This window comes from Streptomyces sp. NPDC055103 (assembly GCF_053607625.1).
On record NZ_JBSGTX010000161.1, the window covers coordinates 1 to 1,982 of the forward strand.

A 1,982-nucleotide genomic window follows, 5' to 3' on the forward strand; every position below is an offset into this window, starting at 1 on the left:
ATAAGAATCCAGCACGAATGGCCGCATCCCCCAGGATAAGTCCTCCTACAACCGTTACCGTGGAGCCGACCGCAGAAGGCAATCGGATACCAGCTTCCCGCAGGATTTCTAAGAAGAGAAGTGCAATAAACATTTCAACTGCCACATCAAAAGGGATTCCCAACCGGTTAATCCCCAAAGTGGCAAGTAGATAATAGGGCAGCTGATCTTGATGATAGGAAAGAATGGCAACAAAAAATGCAGGAAGCAGTAGCGATACGGACAAGCCAAGTAAACGAAGCGTTTGACCAAATGTAGCTGCCAAAGCAGTAAAGTGGATATCTTCGGGTGCTTTCACAAGCAAAAATAAATTGGCAGGCGCAATCAACGCAGCCGGTGTACCATCCACAATCAACGCTACACGCCCATTGAGCATACAGTTCACGGTAAAGTCGGGTTAACCCCCTAATTTTGGACACATACTACTCTTAGCTCATTATTTCATAGAATTGCTCTTTATTTTAGGTGAGGCAAGAAAATCATCCTGCCTCATACTCTCACTTCTTTAATCGTTAGCTCTTCTGTTTGGTTTCGTTGATAAAATTCATTTGGTGCTAAATCTAAAATACTCGAATGGATTCTTCGATTATTGTAGAAATCCATGTATTCAGCCACCTCATGATACGCATCTGCGTAGGAATGAAAAGCGAACCGCCTCAAACATTCATACTCTAGTAATCGGTGAAACGACTCGATATGGGCATTCATATTCGGTGTTCTCGGCGGAATGCGTTCATGTTCGATGTGGAACGTTTCACATGCTTTCTGAAACGCTAGAGAAATAAATTGTGGACCATTATCCGTTCGAATGACTGGCTTTGTTTCTCTTTCAAATTGCTGACGCTTAAACAAGGCACGCTGCACGAGTTGGCCAGCGTCGTGTCCGGTACAATGTAAACCAATATGATAATCAATGATGGAACGGTCATATACATCAATGAGCGATAGAATAAAGAAGAAACGCTCTTCACCTTCGATGTAGCCGTATTTAATATCTGCTTCCCACAGCTGATTCGATTCAGTGATGATCCGGTTCCTCGCTAATTTTCTTGGATAGTGGAACTTCACTTCTCGCTGTGGCTGTAGGATATCGAGTTCCTTACATAATCGGTACACTTTCTTTTTGTTAATCTGTAGCGCATACTCGCTTCGAAGGCGGAGGCACAACTTTCGATAGCCATAGACACCGGCTTCACCTGAGATGAGTTCCATCAGCCATTCCTGTATTTGTTCATCCGGTATTTTTTTGCCGTTCTTAGTGAGTGAATAGCCCGGAATGGGTCTGCCCTCACTTACTGACTTTTCTTCTTTCTTGTATTGATAATAGTACGTAGAAGGAGAAATCTCTAAAATCTTCAGGACTTTACGGACGGCATAACCTTTCGCAATCCACTCATTCGCTATTTCAAGCGTTTCAGTAAGTGAGGGTTCTTCTTTTTTAGTACGTCACGGAGAATGGAAATTTCTAAATCTTTTTCGCCTAACAGCTTTTTAAGCTGGTCATTCTCCTCCTCCAACTGTTTGATCCCTGAGGGAGAAACAATATCTTGAATGCCGGAATGATCTAGATTGCCTTTTTCCTGAAAAGCTTTTACCCATTTGCTTACGAGATTTGGACTGAGCTCGTGACGTCTCGCCACCAAAGCTTTATTGCCTGTTTCAATTGCTTCTTGTACCACCTGTTGTTTAAATTCAGCAGAATGTTTTCGTCTTTGCATCACAAAAGCCCCCTTATTTGGCAACCTTAAGTATAAAACCACTCTTAGTAGGTGTCCAAATTCATTAGGGGGCTAAATAGAAGTCTGCTCTGCCTGTATACCCCATCAAAGGAAACAATGCTTTTGTCGGTTCCATTAATTCTTCTAGCTGAGTGGCGCTAAACGCTCCGTCAATGTGAAGATCATCTAATTTATTCATTACATCTTGAACAATCTTAGGATCAA

4 protein-coding genes are annotated in these 1,982 nt (G+C 42.4%); all 4 read right to left on the reverse strand.

Annotation, left to right across the window (positions count from 1 at the left end; all coding sequences use genetic code 11):
* Window positions 1-415: spore germination protein (locus ACWFR1_RS40185; RefSeq protein ID WP_453561019.1), on the reverse strand; the 415-nt coding region annotated here is incomplete at its 3' end.
* Between the two features lie 113 nt (window positions 416-528).
* Window positions 529-1,443 (reverse strand): IS3 family transposase, encoded by a 915-nt coding sequence (locus tag ACWFR1_RS40190; RefSeq protein WP_033880480.1) that lies wholly within the window; start codon window positions 1,441-1,443, stop codon window positions 529-531.
* Window positions 1,440-1,757: a transposase gene (locus tag ACWFR1_RS40195; RefSeq protein ID WP_014479904.1), complete on the reverse strand. Its 318-nt coding sequence runs from the start codon at window positions 1,755-1,757 to the stop codon at window positions 1,440-1,442. Before ACWFR1_RS40195 ends, ACWFR1_RS40190 begins: the two co-directional genes overlap by 4 nt.
* 64 nt (window positions 1,758-1,821) lie before the next feature.
* On the reverse strand, window positions 1,822-1,971 hold the full coding sequence (locus ACWFR1_RS40200; RefSeq protein ID WP_453561030.1) for a hypothetical protein: 150 nt from the start codon (window positions 1,969-1,971) through the stop codon (window positions 1,822-1,824).
* Between the last annotated feature and the right edge of the window lie 11 nt (window positions 1,972-1,982).